18 protein-coding genes and 1 other annotated feature are annotated in these 23,742 nt (G+C 33.6%); of the genes, 1 reads left to right on the top strand and 17 read right to left on the bottom strand.

The annotated features are described in order from the left end of the window. Positions 1–248: 248 nt before the first annotated feature. The 14 genes from rocF to asnS form a co-directional block, all read right to left on the bottom strand. Complete coding sequence (gene rocF / locus BLS22_RS09960) at positions 249–1,145, bottom strand: arginase (RefSeq protein WP_090553607.1); 897 nt, start codon at positions 1,143–1,145, stop codon at positions 249–251. Between the two features lie 292 nt (positions 1,146–1,437). Further along, positions 1,438–1,635 (bottom strand): sulfur carrier protein ThiS, encoded by a 198-nt coding sequence (gene thiS, locus BLS22_RS09955; RefSeq protein ID WP_090553606.1) that lies wholly within the window; start codon positions 1,633–1,635, stop codon positions 1,438–1,440. 88 nt (positions 1,636–1,723) lie between these two features. Then, on the bottom strand, positions 1,724–3,883 hold the full coding sequence (locus BLS22_RS09950; RefSeq protein WP_208974695.1) for an aldehyde ferredoxin oxidoreductase family protein: 2,160 nt from the start codon (positions 3,881–3,883) through the stop codon (positions 1,724–1,726). 26 nt (positions 3,884–3,909) lie between these two features. Next, complete coding sequence (locus tag BLS22_RS09945; protein WP_090553605.1) at positions 3,910–4,329, bottom strand: 4Fe-4S binding protein; 420 nt, start codon at positions 4,327–4,329, stop codon at positions 3,910–3,912. 458 nt (positions 4,330–4,787) lie between these two features. Then, complete coding sequence (locus tag BLS22_RS09940; protein WP_244269523.1) at positions 4,788–6,659, bottom strand: sensor histidine kinase; 1,872 nt, start codon at positions 6,657–6,659, stop codon at positions 4,788–4,790. Between the two features lie 145 nt (positions 6,660–6,804). Further along, positions 6,805–7,503 carry a response regulator transcription factor gene (locus tag BLS22_RS09935; protein WP_090553603.1) on the bottom strand — a complete coding sequence of 233 codons (699 nt, stop codon included), beginning with the start codon at positions 7,501–7,503 and terminating at the stop codon, positions 6,805–6,807. Between the two features lie 196 nt (positions 7,504–7,699). Continuing rightward, positions 7,700–8,713, bottom strand: coding sequence for a formimidoylglutamase (gene hutG / locus BLS22_RS09930; protein WP_090553602.1), 1,014 nt, complete (start codon positions 8,711–8,713; stop codon positions 7,700–7,702). Positions 8,714–8,821: 108 nt separating this feature from the next. Then, a complete protein-coding gene (locus BLS22_RS09925) occupies positions 8,822–10,612 on the bottom strand; it encodes a hypothetical protein (RefSeq protein WP_090553601.1) in 1,791 nt (596 codons plus the stop codon). A 101-nt stretch (positions 10,613–10,713) separates the two neighbouring features. Continuing rightward, entirely contained in the window at positions 10,714–10,965 is a 252-nt protein-coding gene (locus BLS22_RS09920) for a hypothetical protein (protein ID WP_090553600.1), read from the bottom strand. Positions 10,966–11,023: 58 nt separating this feature from the next. Next, entirely contained in the window at positions 11,024–12,463 is a 1,440-nt protein-coding gene (locus tag BLS22_RS09915) for a sensor histidine kinase (RefSeq protein ID WP_090553599.1), read from the bottom strand. Positions 12,464–12,466: 3 nt separating this feature from the next. Further along, on the bottom strand, positions 12,467–13,117 hold the full coding sequence (locus BLS22_RS09910; protein ID WP_090553598.1) for a response regulator transcription factor: 651 nt from the start codon (positions 13,115–13,117) through the stop codon (positions 12,467–12,469). Positions 13,118–13,431: 314 nt separating this feature from the next. Continuing rightward, positions 13,432–15,420 carry a methyl-accepting chemotaxis protein gene (locus BLS22_RS09905; protein ID WP_090553597.1) on the bottom strand — a complete coding sequence of 663 codons (1,989 nt, stop codon included), beginning with the start codon at positions 15,418–15,420 and terminating at the stop codon, positions 13,432–13,434. Positions 15,421–15,761: 341 nt separating this feature from the next. Continuing rightward, positions 15,762–16,916: a DUF362 domain-containing protein gene (locus tag BLS22_RS09900; RefSeq protein ID WP_090553596.1), complete on the bottom strand. Its 1,155-nt coding sequence runs from the start codon at positions 16,914–16,916 to the stop codon at positions 15,762–15,764. Between the two features lie 512 nt (positions 16,917–17,428). After that, complete coding sequence (asnS, locus tag BLS22_RS09895; protein ID WP_090553595.1) at positions 17,429–18,820, bottom strand: asparagine--tRNA ligase; 1,392 nt, start codon at positions 18,818–18,820, stop codon at positions 17,429–17,431. A 58-nt stretch (positions 18,821–18,878) separates the two neighbouring features. Beyond that, positions 18,879–19,120, bottom strand: a binding site (T-box leader). Between the two features lie 284 nt (positions 19,121–19,404). Here asnS and BLS22_RS09890 point away from each other — a divergent pair. Further along, a complete protein-coding gene (locus BLS22_RS09890; protein WP_090553594.1) occupies positions 19,405–20,703 on the top strand; it encodes a transposase in 1,299 nt (432 codons plus the stop codon). Positions 20,704–20,991: 288 nt separating this feature from the next. Here the strand turns inward: BLS22_RS09890 and pnuC are convergent, their stop codons facing one another. The 3 genes from pnuC to BLS22_RS09875 are packed head-to-tail and all read right to left on the bottom strand — an operon-like array spanning position 20,992 to position 23,577. Next, on the bottom strand, positions 20,992–21,687 hold the full coding sequence (gene pnuC / locus BLS22_RS09885) for a nicotinamide riboside transporter PnuC (protein WP_090553593.1): 696 nt from the start codon (positions 21,685–21,687) through the stop codon (positions 20,992–20,994). Then, positions 21,665–22,588: a PfkB family carbohydrate kinase gene (locus BLS22_RS09880; protein ID WP_090553592.1), complete on the bottom strand. Its 924-nt coding sequence runs from the start codon at positions 22,586–22,588 to the stop codon at positions 21,665–21,667. Before BLS22_RS09880 ends, pnuC begins: the two co-directional genes overlap by 23 nt. Next, positions 22,585–23,577: an ADP-ribosylglycohydrolase family protein gene (locus BLS22_RS09875; RefSeq protein ID WP_090553591.1), complete on the bottom strand. Its 993-nt coding sequence runs from the start codon at positions 23,575–23,577 to the stop codon at positions 22,585–22,587. The genes BLS22_RS09880 and BLS22_RS09875 overlap by 4 nt, the downstream gene beginning before the upstream one ends. Between the last annotated feature and the right edge of the window lie 165 nt (positions 23,578–23,742).

The raw sequence follows: 23,742 nt of genomic DNA, 5'->3' as shown, positions 1-23,742 counted from the left end.
ACTTACCACTGTTTCCTCTATTCTTAAAGGATTTATAGCTATAACAATTATATAAGATATTATATCTAAATTATAGTCCATAGTGAGCATATTTTAAACTTTAAAGAAAAACCGATGCTTTGCCCTATAAATTTTAATTCCCATCTACCCCTAAAAAAAGTGATAGATGGGAATTATATGATCCCTGAATAATACAGATTTTCCTTCATTGGAAGTTAAAGCTTCCTATGAATTAAGCTTCCTTTTATCTACATATGTTTAAATGTCCAGTCTAATAAATGGATTGCAAGGTCAGCTGTAACATCATTTTTATCCAACAATACGTTTAACTCAACAAAGTCCATGGATTTTATCAGTTGTGATTCAGCAAGCATTTTTAAAGCTGTTTTTGTATCCTCTATATTGACACCTAATGAAACTGGTGTCCCTGTTCCAGGTACATACTTTGCATCGATGAAGTCCAAATCAAAGCTCAAGTGAACAGCTTCAATATTTTTAGATTTTAATCTATCCATCACCTGTTGAATAACTATATGAATCCCTTTTTCATTAATTTCATCTGCAGAATAGACATTAAGATCCATTTCTTTAATTAGTTGAACTTCTCCATCATCAAGATCTCTAGCCCCTAAAATAAATACGTTCTCTGGATTAACTTTTTGACCTTCAAAGTAAATATTCGTTAAGTCCTCATAGCCTACATTCATTGCTTTTGCCAGAGGCATACCGTGAATATTACCACTTTCACTTGTATCATGGGTATTGATATCCCCATGGGCATCCATCCAAATAACAGCAAAATTGTTATAGGCACGACTAACACCAGAAATACTGCCAAGGGCAATTGAATGATCCCCTCCAATTACTAATGGAAAACTCTCTGCCTTCAATGAAGAATATACGCTATGGGCTAAGTTTCTATTGACCTCTACAATGGACTCTAAGTATTTTAAATTACCATGAGAATAGAACTTATTATAAGGTTTAACCTCTGGAACGTATATATTGCCAAAATCATAGACTTGATGATTGTGTTTGGAGAGAATACTTGCCACCTTTTTTTCCCTTAGCTTTTCTGGACCATACTCTGGACCCCTTTTGTCAGCACCATAATATATAGGAACACCAATAATGTTAATATCCATAACATATCCCTCCTTAAAATTTTGTCTAATTACTTTTCTAGTATAAACATTGGAGTAGGTCAAAGGTCAATAGTTTTTAATGGAATCAACAACTATCATTGGATAGTCAACCATAATCAAATGGTTGAGGTTTTTGCTTTGGGGACAATCCTTTATATACAACACAAAAGAGAAATCCTTTTTGTTTTTAGGATTTCTCTTTTTTTACTTTATATTTAGTTCTAGTATTCTCTATACAGGATATCTACTGGATTCAAGTGGTTTATGTCTCCATGATTTGTAATTTTGCCAATTAGCCCCCCGCCATAAGATGAATAACCTTTACATCATCTCCATCCATGATGACCTTTTTAGCATATTCATTTTGGGGAATCAATTGATCATTAATCTTTACAAAAATCTTGGGATAAGTATAGTTCTTTTTTTTTAATAGTTCTTCAACAGTTAGATTTTCCTCCCACTCAAAAGCCCTGCCATTTACTTTAATCATTTCTAGCCCTCCAATCTATATAAAGAAATACCTTCATAAGCTAGAATCTATTTATTTCTATAAACATCCTACTATAAAAGAGAATTTTCTATAGATATTGCTTTACCACTTCTATTACTTCATGTAAGTCCATACCAATTTCTTTTAAATGCTCTATTGTTGGTATGCCTTCTTTAGTCCAACCCCTTCTGGCATATACGGCATCTGTTAATTTTTCAAACTGATCCTCTCGATACTCTCTTAATGCCTTCACTTTTTCTTCTGTAGTTTTATCTATTGGATCATAACCCACCAGTTCTTTTAATTGATTATCGTATCTTTCCTGTCTTGATTCATATTCTTCTACTGTTACAGGCCCCATAGAACGATAGGGTGTTTTATCGTGTATCCTTAACCCTTTACCCATTCTAATATTAAATATCCTTTGAAAGTTGTAAACCCTTTCAGACTCTCTTATTAGTTCATATTTATCTATATTTTTTCCAGTAACACCATTACATATATCTACATAGTTTTGAACGTGCTCAGGTATCTTGGCTGGTTCATCGGTTAATGCATTATCCTCAGGTACTATATCATTCCAAGGAAGCTTACACAAACCATAAAGTCCAAACCAAGTTCTAAACATTGGGAAATAGTGTAGTGCTTCTGCTTTATCTTCAAAAGTTGGAATTTGGTTATTTACCATGTCCATAAAAATAAGCCATGCTTCATCATGTTGAGGACCTTTGTTTGTCAGACCGTATCCCCCTTGTTGTGCTAAGGATTCCTTAGATAGATATTCAGAGTATTCTAAGCCTTTTTGCTCCATACCTATATCAAACAGGAAGTTTGGATCAGCTCCATATTCCTCTGCAAATATCTTTTTCATTTTATGGACACCTTGACCTGCTATTTTTCCAAAGCCTTCTCCCCGTGACATTTGGTGCAAAAGCTCTAGAGCTGCTTGGGTATTACCAAAGTTCAGTTCTAAACCACCAGTAATTTCTTTGTTTAAGATACCCTTTTCATAGCATTCCATCACAAAGGCTGTTAGGGTACCAAAGGATATGGTATCTACTGCATAGGTGTCACAATAAAAATTTAACTCTAATATAGCTTCTGGATCGAATATACCACAGTTTGATCCTAACCCTGCTGCATTTTCATATTCTGGACCATCAACAGTAACCAACTGACCTTTGTAGGGTCCTGTTTTTAGTTCAAATTTATCTGCAGCCTTTGCACAGGCCATGGAGCATCCATACCAACAGCCATCTGCCATACCTTGGGTAATATACTTTTCTATAAATACAGTAGATGCAATGTTTTTCGTATCAGGATGACTGCCAAACTTAAAATTGTGGGTAGGAAGAAGATCATATTGATCCATGATTTCTATAATATTGGCTGTACCTATTTTTCTCATGCCATTTTGTTGATCATCTAATTTACATATTTCTTTATGAAGCTTTATACCAGTTTTATTGAGGATTGGTTGATCCACTGGATTATTAAGGTTTCCTTTAACCCCTTTATATTTTACCACTAAGGCTTTTATTTTTTTATCCCTAAATACAGTACCTATTCCACCCCTACCAGCTTGCTTTAGTCGGGCTACCTTTCTTCTTACATCATAAAATGTAAAGTTTAATAAACCAATAAGGGTATTTTCTGCAGCTGTTCCTGCCGTTACAACGGCAACATTTCTCTTGTCTTCCTCTGAATCTGCGTACATCTCTGTCAATTGCTCTCCCAATACATGACCATCAATGGCCTCTAAAGGAGCTTCTTCTATTTTGACAGTCCCTTCATTACCATCAATGTAGATAATTACATCTTTATCTGCTTTTCCTTGAAGTTCTAAAGCATCCCACCCTGAAAATTTCAGCAATGGCCCAAAATATCCTCCTACATTACTATCTATCGGTATCCCTGTTAAGGGAGATATTGTACATACTAATGACTTGCCAGCCCCAGGATATTGAGTAATACCACATACAGGACCTCCAGCTATAATGATTTCATTTTCTGGATCATTCCACTTGGTTTCAGGTGTTACTGCATTCCATAGGTACCATAAACCAAATCCCTTGCCCCCAATAAATTTATCCTTCATCATTTGGGTAACTGGTTTTGTTTCAATTTTATTATCTGATAGGTTAATGTACAATGTTCTATTTGCATAACCCTTATGAATTTCACCTAATTCATAGGAATATTCCGTTAAAATCTTGTGTTCATCCTTCAAAGCTTTGATATCCATCATTTTTTCGTCCCCCTTTCACTTTTTGTTTAGTCAATTGTTGCGGCTACTTGGTCTTCAGCTTTTTCTTCTTTTTCCGCTATGAAGATAGCTCCTGTAGGACATTGTTTTACGCATAGTCCACAGGCTATACATTTAAAAGGCTCTATGTAATCATCATGCTGTCCCATAGCCTCTTCGGGACAAAAACCTACACACATAAAACAGCCCACACAGTCTTTTTTCTTAATTCTTACTACACCCTTACTATCCTTAGTGATTACTTCGACTGGACAAATATCAATGCAAACCCCACATTGATTACACACATTAATTACTGGCTCAGTCTCTTCACTAATACGGATACAGGACTTCTCCACATCATCTGTTTTAAAGTATGCCTTAGCACAGACTTCTTCACATTGATGACACTTAATGCATAGACTGTCATCCTTTGCTAGATATTTCATGCCATTCCCCCCTCTTTATCCTATTAATTATTAAGTTAATTTATATAAAAAATAAACATTAACCTTCTGTACTAGTAAGTTTAAAAGTACTTATAATTGCCTAAAGTCTTGGTCTATCCTCCTATATTTTATTGTTATTATATATGTACTAATATATTACTGCAAAATTTATTTCAATTTTAAAACAATTTCATTTGTTAAAGCTTTCCATTGTATATGTATAATTATCCCTACTATTACCCGTATGTTGTCAATAAAAACCCCAACATCATACTTATCTATTTTTTCCTCACCCTTCTATATAAATTAAATTTTTTAAAGTAATAATAGAACATAACATTTTTATTGGTTAATATTTATAATAAAATAGAATCGTTTGTATTGTCAAAATAAAAATATAATTTTAAATTGATTTAATCAAACAAGGGAGCAGTTTTATTTCTCTACTCCCCTGAAAACTATTCCTTATTTGTTTTTGGAAATGTGACGATTAATTTAAACAAATCGCCATCTATGCTTATTTCTAACCTACCATTTTGAAGCTCTATTAGGCTTTTAGCTATTGAAAGTCCAAGACCTGACCCTTCAGTGCTTCTAGATTCATCCCCTCTTGTAAATCGTTCCATTATTTCAGAAGCTTCAAAGTTCATCTCGTAAGCTGAAATGTTTTTAAATATAAAGCTTACTTCATGGGGGTTTTCTGTAATATCTATATATACTCTTGAATTTTCCATAGCATATTTTAATATGTTGGTCATAATGTTTTCAAATACTCTATAGGTTCTTCTACCATCTAGACTACACAATACCTTGTTTTCTGGTGCATTTATTTTAAATTGAAGTGTACTATCATTAATCTTTTCTTCTAATTCTCCCATTGTTTGCTTAAATAGAGCAACTATATCTATATTTTCTAAATTAAGATCTACATTTCCACTAGAAGCCTTGCTGGCTTCAAATAAATCTTCTATTAAAACCTTTAGTCTTTGTGACTTTTTATCAAGTATTTCTATATACTCTTTTTTAGTTTTTAAGTCCAAATCTTCATTCTTTAACAAGTCTACATAGGTAATAATAGATGTAAGTGGCGTCTTTAGGTCATGGGATACATTTGAAATAAGTTCAGCTTTCATTCTCTGACTTTTTATTTCTCTATCTACAGCTAGGCTAAATCCCTTATTAATATTATTTAAGTTTTTAGCCATAGGACTCAATATTCCCATATCTTCGTCAATATTAATATCAAAATTACCCTCAGCTACCTGACTACTTGCGTCGTTTAGTTCTTTAGCCTTATCAAATATTTTTAAAAGATATTTAAATATAAATAAGCTATATCCTGCTGCTAAAATAAATCCTAAAAATCCACCTGAGCCTAAAATTAATATTGCCAATAGATTTATACCAGATATAGCTATTAGTTTTCTATAATTATCTTCTCTTAAATCTATCTGTATTAATCTCTTAATCGTATCCCTTATTTTTCTTACGCAAATTAAAAATATTTTTCCAAATAGGCTGTTATCAATTAAACCATTTTTAAGGCCATTATGGTAAATATATTTTAAATATACTGTGCTTAAATAAATAAGCAGATATAGTATCGTAGTTAGTATAATTCCAACTAGATAGAACTCAGGACCTGCATCATATATAAATCTTCCAATCTCATTTCCGTAGTAAGTATAACTATTACCTATTATGCCTGCTACAATAGCACATAATCCTATAAATCCAATCCAAACAAAAAACTTTAGCTCTAAAAACATCTTATTAAATCCTCTACAAATGCCTATTTCATTCTGCTTAGAATATGGAATTGCAAATGCAGCTATTATTAAAATTAAAATACTTAATGATCCTATTATTAAAATAAGCATTGCATAATCTGGAAATGTAATGTCATCCTTCATACTAGCTGTAAAAATATCATCATATGCTTCAAAATCTTGTGGAATAATGTATACTACTTCTAAGTTAGAATACTCCTTTAGACGCTCATTGTTTGAATATGTTAGGTTGTTTATAAAATTACCTTTGTCGAATTTATTTCCTAGAGATGTTTCTATTTCTGGGTTTCCATTTTCATCAAATGTAGCCTTCATATAAAACAAGCTATCTTTTATTTCTTTTTTTATCTGATCCTCTGAAATATCAGCCATATTGCTTAAGGATTTTTCCTCTCCTGTTTTAACATTGTATTTAACACTTTTAACATCTACATATCTCTCTTCGTACCAATCACTACTTTCATTTATAGCTTGCTGTAAGCTCCTTGTTAAACGTGTTAAATTGTATATAAAGTCACTGCTTTCTATATAATTCTTCACATTATCCTCTACAGGAAAGTAGCTATTTCTTATTGGTACATAGCTTGCTACTGAAGCTATAGCAAAAATAAATATAATTAGCACCGTTACTAGGGATGACGCAAAAAAACTTCTTTTTTCTTTTTTCTCATGGAAATTTTCATTGTTATCGTCTTGGTTGTTCGAATTTATAGCCAACACCCCACACCACCTTCAAATATTTTGGTTCCTTCGGATTAATTTCTATTTTTTCTCTGATTCTTCTAATATGAACCGTCACTGTGTCCGCATTATGAGCCGGTTCCTTCCATACCTTTTCGTATATTTCTTCAATTGAAAACACCCTATTCGGATTGCTCATTAATAAATAGAGAATTCTATACTCTAGAGGCGTAATTTTAACTGACTCTCCGTCTACTAATAGCTCTTTGCTCTCATCTTTAAGCTCTACTCCTCCTATTTTTATTATGTCTTCTTTCGACTCTGCATTATTGTTTAAATAATTAGTGTATCTTCTTAGGTTAGAATTAACTCTTGCAAGTAGCTCCATAGGATTAAATGGTTTCGTAATATAGTCATCGGCACCAATATTAAGACCTAGTATTTTGTCCATATCCTCTGATTTTGCAGATAAAAAAATAATAGGAACATTACTATTTTCTCTTATCTTTATTGTAGTTTTTGTACCATCTAGTTTTGGCATCATAATATCTATAAGTACTAGATGTATTTCTTCTTTATTAAATATTTCTAAAGCCTCTACTCCGTCGTAGGCTTTAAAAACATTATAGTTCTGATTTTTTAAATAAACCTCTATTCCGTCTGTTATTTCTTTTTCATCATCAACAACAAGTATATTATACATTCCTTCACCCCTACATCCTTTGAGATATCTCATGTACTAATAGTATCATATAGTTTTTAAAATTCTACTATTATAATTCTTACAAATTTCTTAAGAAAAAAGCTCCTTTCTTAAAATAATTTTAAAAATTACTAGAAAGGAGCTTCTTTTTTCACTTAAGTTAAGTACAGATTATTTTACATTAGCATAGTAAGGTTTATAAAGACAAATCATGGATTTGAGCTAAAGTATTGACTACAGAATAAATAATAATTGCTGCTAAATTGGCCGTAGTATTATCTTTATCAAACCTAGGAGAAACTTCAGCTATATCAAAACTAATTACTTTTTTAGACTTTAAGATATATTTAATAATTTTTAATGCCTGCTCTGGATCTAATCCTAAGGGCTGCAATGAGCTGACCCCAGGTGCAAAAGCAGAGGAAAACACATCTGAACATATGGTTATATAAATATTATCCTGGTGATTTATAAAATCGTGTACTCTTTCTAGTACACTCCAAATATCACTATATATAATATCCTTAGCTAAAATATAATTAACACCAAGTCTATCTGCAGTTTTAAACAACTCAACAGTGTTACTATGTTTTTGAATCCCCATACAAAGATATGAGTAGTTTAGTTCTTGCTCTTTACACATGTCGGCAATTTGTCTAAACATTGTTCCAGAAGTACCACCATTTGGATAAGGTCTAAGGTCAAAGTGGGCATCAAAGTTTATGATGCCTATATTAGGTTTGCTGACTTCCCCCTTTAAATAGTTTAATATACCATTATAATGTCCAAATGCTATTTCATGGCCACCCCCTAGGATGATGGGAAAAAGATTTAAACTCAAGATTTTTTCTACTACATCCCCAAGAAGCTTTTGACTTTCTTCTAAAGTGCTATTTTCATTAAATATGTTTCCTGCATCAAAAATTTCAACCTCTTCGGTAAAGCTACAGGGCAGATTAGCAAGTTCTTTTCTAATACTTTTAGGTCCATTGACGGCCCCAGTTCTTCCCTTATTACGATTAACACCTTCATCACAGCAAAATCCAACAAGGGCAATTCCCAGCTTTCCTTTAAAAGATGTTAAATCATCACTTCGTAAATCAATGGGTTTAATCCACTGATGCCATCTAAATGCATCAAAATTCGTATGACTATCAATTCTTCCCTTCCAGACTGTTGAATCTATCGGCTTATAGTTTGTGCCAAACATTCTTTATTCCTCCAATTATATTTATGTTTTTTAGCTAACTTTACTTCAAAACACCCTTATTTGTCAATTGAATTTTTTGTATCCTTAATTAAAGCAAGGATTAACATCTTACAAGGAGCTTAGGTCCTCCCTACTGAGGTTAATAGGTTTCCAATAGCTTTGATTTACTTTCTCCAATACCAATTTATATACCTCTTGCTTTTCTTGATTATTTACTTGTAAAAAAACCTTTACTGCGTCAGCACTTTCCACATTAGATGCTAATCGGGGCAAACCCCTCAACCAAAATTGAATTTGTCCGATGGTAATATTTTGGTTTTCAAGTTTTCCAGAAAACAGCTTACCCATTTGAATCTTTTCGACGGTTTCTTTAACTATTTCTTCTATTTTATTTTCCTCTGTTGAATAAGGAAATGTACTGAAGCCCGTTACATACCAAGCACCTTGACTTTTTATTAACTCCAAAGCATAGTCCAACATCATAGGTCTAGCGTGGGAATGTTTTGTATTGACACTAACCTTCACAGAGACACGATCCCCACCTGAATCCATAGCATAGCTCTTCAGATAAATATCCATAGCATAATATCCTGTAAAGGAGGTGTCTACTTTTTCTTTAAAGATATTTTCCATATCAAAATAGGCCCATTGATTAGGTGAATCGGTATTTATAAAATATTTCTTTAAGTTATTCCAGTTTTCCTTACCCTCCATCCGAAAATCATAAAGTGTAATCATAGCTCCCCTAATTCCTTTATATATGTCCTTTATCTCATCTAATTCTTCTTCCTCTCCTAAGCTATCCGTAATCAGCTTGGCTTCAACAAAGTCCACCTGCTGCCATTGGGGTCCGCTAATATAACCGGTTTTCCCATCCGGTAATACAGCAATGCTACCTCCATAAACCTTTGATTTTTTCAGTTGTCTTCCACTATTGTTAACTATATTTAAGTAAAATAAATTGGCTTCTATGTCCTCTGCCTTTGTAGTATAGGCAATATTACCATCAGCAATAAATTTAACATCATAGATATACTCTTCAGTTAAAGTTATTACTTCTTGAGAGTTATTAATATCTTTGATGTAGAATAAACCAAACCCTCCATCACCAACCAATACTAGCGATTTTTCATATGCATCTCTGAATCTCCCTGAGTTTAGAGCTTTTATGATTTTTCCCTGTTTGTCTAGGATAACTGTTTTAATATCTCCATTACCTAAATCCCACTTTGTCCCATAATAGTAATTGCTATCTAATTTTCCTTTATAGTAGGTTTCTTCTCTAGTTTCATAGGCTTCTACTTTTTTTTGAGAAGTGAGGTAGTAGATACTTCCATTCGCTAAATCCTGTTGTTCTGAGTAAAGCTTGCTTGCATCAATAGGAGACCAAAAAAAATTAGTGATATTATCCTGTGCTAGCTTTTCTTTCATAATCGTATTTTCATTTTTTCTATCATAAATTGTCAGTATCCCTCCACCACCAAAGGCCACCATGTCTCCCTCTATATTCCACGACACCTTAGAGACAAAAGGAATGTTTTGTATCACAATCTTCTGATCTTTAGTAGTTATGTCTTTTCTTATAATCCTAACCTGCTCCCCTGTATTTCCCTTAATGACTTGGGTAAAATCATGGGTTTCAATTCTCTCCATGAAATATAGTTCTTTTCCATTCGGAGCAATGGTCAACAAAATTTGGTCTATCTCCATTTGATCTACAAAGCTTTGGTTGACATATTTTTGAAAGGGGATTCTTCCTTCAATATTTAATATATCACCCACCTGCTCCTCCATATAATCATCATCCTTCACCACATAAACTTGACCTTCTTTTACTTCCTGGTGAGTACATCCCCCTAAAATAAGTATTAAAAAAAGAAAAAAAGTAATTTTCTTCAATTTTACCATTCCTTTCGTCCATTACTTTTTAAATTATACATTTTTTCAGGTATAAAGAAAAGAGACCCCTGTTTAAAAAGGTCTCTAATTCCATCATCCAATTAATTTTGTTTTTCTTCTTCAACTTCTTCTTCTTTAACTTCTTCTTCAACTTCTTCTTCAACTTCAGCTTCTTCTTCAGTTTCTACGTCTTCTTCAGCTTCTACGTCTTCTTCAGTTTCGTCTTCAACAGATACTTCTCCCTCTATTGCTGGTTCAGTTTGATCTGCAGCTGGCTCTTCATTGTTACCACAACCAACCATTAATGTTAACCCTAATACAAGAACTAATAAAAGTGAAATTATTTTTTTCATTTTAATATCCTCCCTCTCTATATTTTCTTTACATAAGCTATTGTAGCAAAGAGATTTATCAAATTTGCATCTGACTTGTAAAGTTTTTGTAAAATTTTTGAGGGAAAATAATTTTTATTTTTGTTCCTTCTCCAACCTCACTTTCTATCTCCATATTAACATCATGTTGCTCTGTAATTTGATAGCAAATAGCTAATCCTAAACCAATACCCCCTTCTTTTCTAGACCGAGATTTATCAATTCTATAAAAAGGCTCTGTCACCCTATCTATTTCAGATTTTTCCATACCCTTTCCTTCGTCCATCACAAAAACCCATAAATCCTCTGGTGTTTCCTCAACTCCTATAGTAACCTTTTGTCCCACCTTGCTAGCATTTATAGCATTATCTACTAAATTTGTAACAACAACTTTAAATAATTCTCTATCTATTAATACAAAAGTATCTTTACCCTCTACTGTTAAGATGATTCCTTCTTTTTCTGCCTTTACTCTCATAATATTTTCCACCTCTAGCAGTAGAGGAATTATGGACTCCTCTTGGAGCTGTAACGACTTTTCCCGAACAAAAATCATGTCCATTAACGTTTTTGATAATTTCAATATACGATTTCCTTCGGAGTAGATATAACTTAATCCCTTTTTAAATATATCAGAATTATATTGTGCCTTTAACAAAAACTCTGCATAGCCTATAATTGATGTAAGGGGTGTTCTAAGTTCATGGGTAAGATTATCAATAAAACGTTGTTGCCGCTGTCCTTCTGCTTTTAATTGACTGATTTTTTGTTCGATTTTATCAGCCATGATGTTAAATTGCTCTGCCAACAGTCCTACTTCATCCCTTCTATTAACTTTAGCTCGAACATGATAATTTCCCGATGCAATATTTTGGGCAGTTAAACTTAATTCTCTAACGGGTTTTAAAAGTATTGAGCTTAAGCCCCAGGTAATCAGTGCAACAAAAACTAAGCCCAATAGTCCAATCTTCGTAAAAAATAGCCGTAACTCTCTACGATGATAGTCCACATGGGTGATATCTTTTACGAGGGCTAAAACAATTTTCTCTTCATTAATCTCTAATAGGTTCGAGACAAATAAATAGAGTTGTTCCTCATCTCTCCTCAGAACAAAGTTTTTCTGTCCTTGTAAAGCTGCTTCTAATTCTTCCCTATTCAAAAACCAAGCTTTTGGAGCATTTGTAGCTAAAAGATCTAGGTTTTCATCAAATATCTCTAAATAATTTCTATCAGCCTTAATCATGTCAACCATACTTTTACTATAATTTTTCAGTTCTATTTTTTCTGCAGCAATCCGCTGATTATTTAGTAAATACAGTGCCAAAGTTGAATGAAGATTGCTCTCTTCCTCTAAACTCCGTTCTATTTCCTTTTTTAATAAGCTGTTATATGTGTTTTCAGTAACCACTACCCCTATAATGGCTAGGGAAGCAACATAAATTGCCATACAAAGAAAAAAAATTTTCCAACCAAATTTCATTCTCTAACCCTCCATGCGGTATCCAACTTTATAGATGGTTTTAATTTTATCCGTGCCAAGTTTGTTTCTAAGTCGCTGGATATGCATATCAACTGTTCTAGTATTCCCCTCAAATTCATAGCCCCACACCAACTCCAGTAATCTTTCCCGTGACATAGCAGTTCCTTTATTTTCAATTAATAAGCGTAGTAAGTCAAACTCTTTATAAGTTAGATCCATCTCTTTACCATCCTTTAAAACCTTCCATTCCTCTAAACATATTTCAATATCATCCATCCTTACTTTTATTTTTTCTTTCTCTGATCTTCTCAAAACAGATTTAATCCTTGCCAAAAGTTCTACAGCTTCAAATGGCTTTGTAATATAATCATCTGCCCCCATATCTAAACCTTTAACTTTATCCTTCAATCCATCTTTAGCTGTTAGCATAATGGTAGGAATGTTTTTCTTTAATATTTGGGGAAGTAACTGGTACCCATCCTGCTTTGGAAGCATAATATCCAAAAGTGCCAGATCTATTTTATGGTTGTTTATGTAATGAAGAGCCTCATCTCCATCGCAAGCCTCTAATATTTCATAGCCTACCATATCTAAATTCAACTTAATTAACTCCCTAATAGGCTCTTCATCTTCTATAATTAAAATTACACTCACGGGCTTCACCTCATTTTTTTATAAATTTCTCTTTTTCACCTAGCATTTTATTTTATCAAGATAGATTTTGCAAGGATAATATTAATCCACAGGATAGTATTATCTATTGGTTATAAAAAAACCGCCATTCTTCCTAATCATAGGTGACAGCGGTTTTTAAACGAGTATAATTAACTTGTCTATAGTTCTGTAAGTATTATGTAAGTTTTGGTAAAATTTTTGTTTTTGTAAAAATAAGCATCTTCTTAATCATAAAACAGAATTGTTTATTTCCTCAATTTTAAACCTCTATTTACTAAAAATATATTTGTGTGTTAGTACTTAAATTTACCAATGCTATCTTGCATTTCCTCTGCTAATCGTGCCAATGAGTCACTTGAGTTAGCTATTTCCTCCATAGATGCTGTTTGTTCTTCTACCGATGCTGAAGCCTCCTCGGTTCCTGCTGCATTTTCTTCAGCAATTGCTGCTAAATTCTGTATAACATCTGCAAGTTCATCTTTCTTTATAACCATTTCCTCTACAGCCATTAACGACTGGTTTACAATATTGGTCACTGACTCTACTTGGTTGGAAATACCTTCAAACTTACTTTCTGTCATGTCTACACTTGTAACCTGTTCCTTAATAAAAGATGAAACTTCTTGCATAGTTGTTACAGTGCTTTGGGAAGTACTTTGCAATTTCCTTACCATATCATCTATTTCCTTTGCTGAATGGGTTGATTGTTCAGCTAGCTTACGAATTTCTTCAGCAACTACAGCAAAGCCTTTACCTGCTTCCCCAGCTCTGGCAGCTTCGATGGCTGCGTTTAATGCTAATAAATTGGTTTGTTCGGCAATGCTTTCAATAAGCCTGCTAGCTTCACCAATTTTTTCGGCATTTCCATTGGTTTCTACGGTGCTTTCATAAATAGCCTGGGCCGCTTCATGGCTTCTGTGGGTTTTATCCGTTAATGCTTTGATGATTTCTACCCCTTGATCCTTTAGAATTATTAATTGTTTCATAGCCTCATTGATTTGTTCCATATGTCTTACATCTTTTTCTATAATTTTGTTTAGCTCATCTGTTTTTAAGACACCGCTCTCTGTATCCTTAGCCTGCTCATTAGCACTTTTAGCAATCTCTTCAATAGTTCTAGCTACTTCGTCTGCCGCCATAGCCGATTGTTGACTGGTGGCGGTAAGCTGTTGTGATGAAGAGGCCACTTGTTGAGAAGTATCTGCTATTTGATTTATAAATGACCTTAAGTTATCTGTAATTGTTTGAAATGCCCGGGATAAGGAGCCAATCTCATCTTTTCTTTGGAGGAGTTTCTTAGAAATATCCTGGGTAATGTCTAAATTTGCAATTTTTTCGGCATGCTTAGCAGTTAAAATAATTGGTTTGGCAATGGAATTACCCACCACCCAACAGACAATAATACTGACGATTAAAACCATAAGGGTTACTATGATAATATTCCTTTGTAATGATGGTAGAGCATCTAAGACTTCATCCCTGGTGGCAGTAATGACTATAGTCCAATCTGTTTCCTCTATAGGAGCAAATCCACAATAAAGGTCGTTACCTCCATAGATATAAGTACTGGTACCATTTTTTTCTTCAATAATTTTTTGAAAATTTTCTGCTACTGACTTGAGTTCCTCATCCTCTTCTGCTTCAATTATAGGGTTCCATTGGTTGATTACCCTATTGATATCTGCATCAGATATGATAGTTCCCTGTTCATCGATGATGTAGGCATACCCTTGGTCACCAAAACCCATATCAGTAATTAGATTGCTTAAGAAAAAAACATTCATTCTGCCTATTAAAGCCCCTACAACTATACCACTGTTCTTTATAGGTGTAGTCAACATTACCACTGGCCCATTTGTTACAGGATCTATAACAACATTAGATACAGTTGTTTTTCCCTTTAGGGCTGCCTCCACATAGTTTCTACCTCTTAAGTCCAGTGGAATGCCATTGCTGTAGCTTCCAGTCCCGTCAAGGTTAATAACCCCCAATGCATTAAAGGATTGTCTGTCAAGCTCTCCACTCAATACACTTTGTTGTATTTCCCAATCCATGGTGATAATTTCATCCCTTTGGGCAATTGTTTCCAATATAGCCATATCTACACGGAGCTGAGTTTTGATTAACTTGGCACCCTCCTCTGCCAGTAACTCCAAGGAATGTTCTACTTCCTCTGTTACAGCGTTCCCCGCTGTTGTTATGGACATAAAGCTAAAAACAATAGACACCAATAAAATAAGAATTGAAAAATAAATAATAAGTTTTGTCTTTATACTCTTCACCTTATACTCCTCCTTACAATAATAACCTAAATTTATGTATAATATAGGATATTTTTATTATATATTCTAATCATGACATATTTTGTAAATTTGTCAATATTTATAGGGAAATTTGTCAATATTTATGAAAGATTTGTTGCAATTATACATGTGATTGCCCCTTTATGAAACAACAACCTTTCCTAAGTATCTATGGTTAGCTTTTTTATGAATTCTTCTAATAGTTTAACTGTTAAAACCATACTTAAGGGACTTTATTTTCGTTTTTGCGGAGGATTTAAGGGATGACAATATGTTTTTAATTCTTCTTGTATTTTGGATTTAATAGAAATTTATCACTTTTAAAACTTAATCATTTTTCTTACCAACCAAGGCCTATAGATTTCCACAGCTTTTTGAGGACACAACTCCTGACAACAAAAACATCGTATACATCCTTCTAAATCAACAACTGGTTTATTATTTTTCATTGTTATTGTTTTTGGAGGACAGGCTTCCTCACAGTCTCTACAACCAATACATATATCATAACTAAATATAGGCTTTGGCCTGCTCATATTATCTATAAAGGTTTTTAAAAATTTAGGCATACCATCGGTTGTAAGCTTTAGTGTTCTAGTTTTGGGTATTATAAAATCCTCTATAACAAATTTATTTATATCTTTTCCAATTATCTCAATATCCTCAAGGGTTCCTGTGCATAGATTTCTTTCTATGGAACGTTTAATGGTGGGGACCTCTATGGGTTTTAGGTTTATAATGGATGCTGCCACAACATCTAAATGATAGGGGCTTGGAGATGCCAAAATTGCTCCAATTTCCCTTGGTTCTCCAGCAGATGGTCCATGGCCCTCCATACCAACTATTCCGTCCATAAAGGACAACGTAGGCTTACCACATAAGCAAATATCAACAAGAACATCAGAGAACTCTTCTATCTCAGGCATAGTTAAATGATACTCAGCTTTGATAAGCCCTGGGACTATTCCAAACATATTTTTTACAGCTCCAGTAAATACTGCAAATCCATGGGTTTTTAATTTAGAAACAGAAATAACCTTATCTACTTCTTTAAGGATTTCCACTATAGTTAACTGCTTAAGGTATTTACCCTGAGGATTGGCAACCTCCATGCTATTTGTATTAAAGTTAAGAACAGCCCCTGTCTCCATGGCGATTTCATCAATTCCACACACTCTATAGACCCCCTTTAACATTCTTTCATTAAAGGGTCCTCCAGGACTATCTCCTATTATTACCTCTGCTCCATATTCTATCAACACCTCAGCTAAAGCCTTGGTAAATATAGGGTGGGTTGTTGCAGCCTCCTCTGGTTTCTTTTTCATTAAAAGATTCAGCTTTAAAAGCACTTTATCCCCCTTATTTATGTATTTTTCTATTCCCCCTAAATTGTTAAAGCTTTCTACAATCGATTTCTTAACAAATTTATAATCATATTCTCTACACTCTATTAAAGATACCTTTTCTCTTTTCATTTTATCCTCCTCTATCAATGCTCCTGAAGATTATTTTAAAATACTTCCCCCTTAAACTTACATAACTTTCTAATAATTGTTGCCATATCTTCTTTTATTTTTTCCATAGCTCTGTTAAACGCTGTTGTTGATTTTCACCTTCTATGAATTTTTGAATTCTGTCATCCTAAGGGAGCCGAAGGACCTAAGACTCTTAGACTCTTGGCTATGCCCAGAGTGACAATCCCTCAATATCTTGTCATAGTTTTATTTATACACTATCAACATCTATCTTTAACATAGCCTTTCCACAAACAATTTACCTTCTATATTTTGGAGGAAACACTATGGGATATTTACAATTCCACTTGGTATTGCTAAATTATTCCTATCTATTGAAGATACCTCCTTTGTGATTTAATGTTGGTTGGTCAGACCTAACTTTATTTTGCAATAGGAGGTTTTCCTTGTATAGTAAATTAGGTCATTGAGTAATCAATGACCTAATTATTTTATAGTCTTCTAAATTGAAATTAAAACTCCGCTGATTTAGGGGTTCTTGGGAAAGAAATAACATCTCTAATGTTAGATACCCCTGTTAAATACATAATAGCCCTTTCAAAACCTAAACCATATCCAGCATGTCTTGTACTGCCATATTTTCTAAGCTCTAAATACCACCAGTAATCTTCTTTATTAAGTCCCATATCATCCATTCTCTGTTCTAGTAATTCAAGCTTATCTTCCCTTTGGCTTCCACCAATAATTTCTCCAACCCCTGGTACTAGTAAATCCATAGCTGCAACCGTTTTGCCATCTTCATTTAACTTCATATAAAAGGCCTTAATATCCTTTGGATAATCCGTTACAAATACAGGTTTTTTAAATATTTTTTCTGTTAAATATCTCTCATGCTCTGTTTGTAAATCACAGCCCCACTCTAAAGGATACTCAAAGGTTTGTCCAGATTTTTTAAGAAGCTCTATTGCTTCTGTATAAGTGACTCTGGCAAATTCTGCATTTACAACATTGTTTAGACGATCCAACAAACCTTTATCTACAAAGTTATTAAAAAACTCCATCTCTTCTGGTGCATTTTCTATTACGTAATTAATAATATACTTTAACATTTCCTCTGCTAATTCCATATTATCCTCTAAATCTGCAAAGGCTATTTCAGGCTCAATCATCCAAAATTCAGAAGCATGCCTAGCGGTGTGGGAGTTTTCAGCTCTAAATGTTGGTCCAAAAGTATATATATTTCTAAAAGCCAATGCGTATGCTTCTCCTTGCAGCTGTCCACTAACTGTCAAGCTTGTTTCTTTACCAAAGAAGTCCTTTGTAAAATCAACTTCTCCCTGCTCATCTACTTTAGGATTTTTAGGATCTAATGTTGTAATTCTAAACATTTCTCCTGCTCCCTCTGCATCACTTCCCGTAATAATTGGAGTGTGGGTGTAAACAAATCCTCTTTCTTGAAAGAACTTATGAATTGCAAAAGCAGCTAAAGAGCGTACTCTAAATACCGCTGAAAAAGTATTGCTTCTAGGTCTTAAATGAGCAATTTCTCTTAAAAATTCAAAGGAATGTCTTTTCTTTTGTAACGGATATTCGCTATTGGAACTACCTTCTACATCAATGCTTATTGCTTTAATTTCAAAGGGTTGTTTAGCCCCAGGTGTTAGCTCTAGCTTCCCTTCTACTCTAATAGATGTGCTAATAGAAAGCTTTGATATTTCAGCAAAGTTTTCTAGACCCTCCTCAAATACAACTTGAATATTCTTAAAAAAGCTACCGTCATTTACTTCAATAAACCCAAATGCCTTTGATGCTCTTAATGTTCTAATCCAACCTTCAATTATTACTGTTTGACCTTCATATTTTTCTGTGTTTCGATAAATATCCTTAATCAGTACAGATTTCATAAATTTTCCTCCTCATATAGTTTTAAAAATAAATAAAATAAGCCCTCATCCCTAGAAATAAAGGGACGAAGGCTATAGCTTCGCGGTACCACCCTAATTGTCATAATTATGACCGGCTCCATATCAGTACAAGTTATACTGTCCACTAAGTAACGGTGTGGTTCCGTCTAAATCTACTTGCATAGGCTTTCGGTTAGAAACTCAGAGATGTTCTTCGATATAGGCTTCATATCGGTCTTCCACCACCACCGACTCGCTAAAATTACTTCCTATATTTACTCTTCTCTTCATGGTTTTTTAATATTATATTTTGTATTACAATTATTATAATCATAAAGAAATCAAATGTCAAAGAATTTAGAATGTATTATGCCCAAAATTCGATTATATACACTTTGATGTTTAAAACCTATGTACGTTTAATTTTATTATCTAGTTACCTAGATTTTGTACAAACAAAACCATAGCATTTTCCTAAGTTTACCATGACAACATTACCAAAAAACAACTAAAGGTGAGAATAACCCGCCCATAGAAGTATTTTTTATCCCCAAAAAAACTCTAAGAAAGGCGGTATCTCACCTATGAAAAGTATATCATTCAAACTAGATGAGAATAAAGTGGTAAATACTTCTGCGTGGCTTGTTTCTTTAATTCAATTTGCTAATAAACTTAATTTCTTCGATGCTTTTAAATCCTTTAACTTGAAAATGAAAAGTGTCAACTATACAAATCTCAACAGATTACAAACCCTAGTTGCTTCCATTGTAATGGGGTGCAGCTACACTAGTGACATCAATGAAAAGCTAGTTCCTGATACAATGGCTACTAAGCTCCTAGGAATGGATAAATTCCCTGACCAATCTCAAATTAATCGTTTCTTGAGTAGGTTTGATGAGACCAATATAGATCAATTGGAATTTATTCATCACAACTTCTTTATGGAAAATGCCCTAGCCCTATCAAGTAAAGATCCTGTCATTGTAGACTTTGACATGAGTGGTCTTGTAGCTTCTGGCAGAACCTATGCATTAGCTGAAAAAGGCTACTTTCCTAGAAAAAGAGGTGAAAAGGGTTATCAACTATCTGCTGCTTTTGTAGGGGATACAGCCGAAACAGTTTCTATGTTTCTTGATCCAGGTAATACCTCCTGTACCAGTAGATTTGAAAATTTATTCAAAGCAACTACCTTTAAATTCAAGGAACATTTACCCGAGGATAGCTTGATTATTCGAGCTGATTCAGGCTATGGCTCCTTTGAAAATATCCAAATGCTTAAAGCTACAGGAGCCAAATTTGTAGTAAAAGGGTTTTCAACTCAGCAATCCAAAAATCTTGCAAAATCAGTGAAGAAACATCAGTGGCAAAAAATAAATATCCAAGTGCATGTTGCAGAAATTCCTAGCTCTACAGGTTTAAGAATCATTGTTTGTGAATTCGTTGGAAACGATGGACAAACTAAATATTCTCATTTACTCACCAACATCAGAGCTAAAGAAATGAGTGCAATCCAACTATTTCACTTTTACAATGACCGACAAACCATAGAAGCCTTCTTTAGAACCTGTAAAGAAGTATATGGTATTAAGAATTTAAGAGCATCTAAATTCTATGGAATTTATGGATTTTCATGGTTAGTGTTTATCAGTCATAACCTGATTAGCTTGATGAAAAATACAGCCTTTAGCACATCTAAGCTCAAGGATATGGGGGTTCATTCACTGATAAAAAAACTAGGTTCAATTCCTGCTAAGGTAATGGAATTAAAGGATCATGTTGAGATTGTTGTGCCTAGCTTATCAGAGCTGGCAAAACTATTTGTTGAAGCATTACAACCTAAGTATGTTCAATTAAGTTTCCATGATTTTCTAAATACAGCTTAGTTATTTGTACAAAACTTAGGTACTTACTAAATAACAGTAAAAGCCTATATTTTAGCTAGGTTTATTAAGTGTACCCAAACTTAAATAGAACCCTATTATCACATTAAAATAGGCCCTAATACAACAAAGGAGCGGGATCAAAAGGAATCCCACCCCAATTATTGATAAAGAGCCGAGTTTAAGGCATGATTTGTCTTAAACTCTTGCTGAGTACAGGTTTATTATTTATGCAGTATCATTATTTCTATTTTTCAGAATTAAATACATTTATTATCATTGGATACTTCTTTAAGCGATAGCTTCTTCTTTACTTAATTTAACCCAATTATAATAACCATAGATAGAGTTTAAGAGATATGCTCCCCACATTACAACCATCGTAACAGCAGAAGTATCACTTCCTAGTAACAATATCCACATAATTATGGAAGTAATATTAACTACAATCCATAACAACCATTGTTCTGCATAGCGTGTAACCTGTAGAATTAAAGCAACTACTGAAACTATTGTTGTCATAGCATCGATTAAAGCAAGATTTCCCCCCAGGTATACTAAAAACTTCCAATATATAAAAACAGCTATGGTTAAACCTGATATCATCATACCAATTTGCTTTGGAGTAAGCTTTCTGCAAATTATATCTCCAGAATCCCCTTTATTTTTTCTCCATAAAAGAAATCCCACAACATTCATAGGTAAAAAGTACAGTGAATTTAACATCACTTCTCCATATAAGTTATTTCCCCAACAAATATATGCATATAGGGTAACATTAATTGTAGCAAAAAAATATGTGCTAATTTTACCTTTTGCACAAAGTACTACCCCAATTACCCCTGTGATCCCGCTTATAAGAGCCATCAAGTTATCTCCCCAAGCAACACTTAACCCAATCATAACAACTGTAGAAATAACTAACCAAGAAATTTCAAATTTACTCCAATCTTCAAAATAATTCTTAATTTTCATTGCAATTGTCATAAATAAATTCTCCTTCCCTAAATAGGTTTTTGTTAAGCGTAGGGCCTTTTGTAGATACGACTTTTGCTGCAATTTGATTTGCCAATGCACAAGACTTTTGAAGACTCATTCCAAAGGTTTGCATCGCCATTATTGTAGCAATATGACTATCGCCAGCTCCTATGGTATCTACTACCTTTGTAGAAATTGCAGGAATGGTTATAAATCTTTTGTTTTCATATAAACAGGCTCCAGCTCCTCCTAAGGTAACAACTACAGGAGACTTTGTTTTTTCTTCAATTCTGACAATGGCCTGTTCTATAGAAGGTTCTTTTTTATATTCTTTAATTTCTGCTTCATTAAGATGAATAATGGGGTTTAAGGAAAAAATCTTTTCTAACTTCCAATCTTCAATATATGTAATCCTTGGTCCAGGTCCAAAATAAATAGAAAGGTGAGTATTTCTTTCAAGAAAATCGATAATAGCTTGTCCACCTTCTCCTTCTATCTCATACCCTGAAATATAAACTCCTTTATAATCTAATGGATTAATCTGATCAAACCATTCTGATGAATATTCACACTCAATTCCTGGATATGTTAAAAAGGTCCTCTCACCATTATCTTCCACAAAACTAAGACAATATCCATTATCCTTTTTATTTGATTTAATAAGAATTTCATGACCCATCTCAATAAGCTTTGATTCAATAAAGGACCCATAAATACCTCTTCCAATGGGAGCAAATAATGTGTAAGGTGCATTAAAATTTTTATGGATATTTGCTACATTATAAGCACATCCTCCTATGCTCATAATTTGGTTTTTAGCATATACATCTTCTCCTGACTTAGGGAGTCTTGGAATTTCCATGATAATATCTAGAATTGTTGCTCCGATAATAAGATTCTTTTTTATCATACTTGACCCCTCCTTGCATTTAATAGATGAATATAATGTCTTAAATCAGCTGTATTTGCTTGTTCTATCACTTCTATATATTCTGCAGGTATTGCTTTTGCTCCTGTTAATCCTCCGCATATTGCTGAAGCCATTGCCCCAATAGTATCTGTATCACCACCTAAATTAGCACACATGGTAGAAGCCTTTTTTACATCTTTGGCATAATATGCAATAGAAACTGCAGCTGGAACAGATTCTGAAGCTAAAACACTAGCTCCAATTACCTCATACACCTTAGTCATAAAGCTTTTTTCATCGTGCTTAAATTGGTGTGCATATTCTATTCCTAATTTAATTCTTGAACCTATAGATGGACTACAAGTCTCAGCTCCTAATGACAAGCTATATTCTTCCACCAAAAGAGCATCATGTACCATCTTTTCTGGATCTCCATATGTAACAGCAGAAGCAATTGCCATAGCAATAATACAGGCACTTGCAATAGTAATATCACTTGAATGAGTGCTTTTGGAAAGTTCATATACATATTTGCAGAGTAATTTAGATTGCTCAGGTGTAAATAAGCATCCAATAGGAGCTATTCGCATTGCAGCACCATTGGATAGAGCAACATCTGATATGTTTTGACTAGACTCTCCATTTTTAATAAGTCTTAATGCCTCTTTAGAGGTAGGCCCTAAAATATTAAGTTTAAAAGCGTCCTCCTGTTCAGCCCATTCTAGAAGTTTATGGGAAACATCTTGATAATTGGGTTCAAAGTTTGTACTCTCCAATGAGTCTAATAAAACTAAGGCCTGTGCTGTATCATCGGTAAATTGCCCTGCTTTATAATTACACGAGATGCTATTCATTTTATGTCCATCTAAAAAGTCCCTTATCTCACCGAAAACCTCTATTGTTTTTTTTCTACTCCATAGTTCTGGTGGCATTCCCATTGCATCACCTATAGCCATTCCATACAAAACTCCAGCTATTCTATCTAGCATAGTATCACCCCCCTTAACTTATTATGATAACATGTTATCATAATAAGTTAAGGGGGTCAATGTTTCTTAGTGTAAATTGGTGAATAAAGAAATAGGAGATAATATTACTTTTTTAATAAATTGAAGTTATAAAAGAATGACGGAATTTGACATAGATATGTATAT

The organism is Natronincola ferrireducens, from assembly GCF_900100845.1.
Lineage (GTDB): Bacteria > Bacillota > Clostridia > Peptostreptococcales > Natronincolaceae > Natronincola_B > Natronincola_B ferrireducens.
This window is presented reverse-complemented; position numbering and strand designations above follow the sequence as displayed.